A 643-nucleotide genomic window follows, 5' to 3' on the forward strand; every position below is an offset into this window, starting at 1 on the left:
GATGAATATATTATCAATGCTTTCGAATTATTTTCTTGTGTGTTTTGGGGCATGGATTTTAATCAAAGGGAAAAATTAGAAATTTTAAGAGATGAAAATAAAAATATATTTTTAAAATTTAAAGACAATATAAAACAAATTGAAAAAGATAAAAAATACAAATGGGAAAAAGTATTAAAAGAATTGAAAAAATATTCCAAAAATAAAGCTTGAAAAGAATAATTTTCAAATTAAATAAAATCACCTTTAAAATACTATAAAATAGAGCTTTAAAGATATTTAACTAGCTTTTTTAAGTTTTAAGCTTTTTAGCTTGAAACTTAAAGTTATGGAAAAATGGGAATTTGCTTGTTTAAGTTTTCTTAAACCTTAAAAAGCTTTTTTAAAGTAAAAAAGTTATAATTTTTTTACATATAAAAAAGGAGTAAATTAAAAATTTGTAAAAAATATAAACTTAAATCTTAAAAATAGGAGTAAAAAATGAAAAAAATTTTAACAAGTGTTTTAGCTTTAGGAGCTATGGTTTTAATTATAGGTTGTGGTGATGGAGATTTAGTCGAGTTAAAAAATCAATGAAAAGATTTCTCTTTTAAATAAAGAGCTTGACAAATACAATTATCAAAACATTGTGGATACAAAAAAT

Annotated in this window: 1 protein-coding gene and 1 pseudogene; both read left to right on the forward strand. The window is 20.5% G+C overall.

From position 1 onward, the window contains the following. A partial coding sequence (locus JG677_RS08480) for a hypothetical protein (protein ID WP_200286208.1) occupies positions 1–213 on the forward strand: 213 nt, incomplete at its 5' end. A gap of 267 nt (positions 214–480) precedes the next feature. After that, positions 481–570: pseudogene (locus tag JG677_RS08930) on the forward strand (hypothetical protein); the annotation flags it as partial. Positions 571–643: the final 73 nt, after the last annotated feature.

It is taken from the genome of Campylobacter sp. TTU-622 (genome assembly GCF_016598965.1).
Taxonomy (GTDB): Bacteria; Campylobacterota; Campylobacteria; order Campylobacterales; family Campylobacteraceae; genus Campylobacter_D.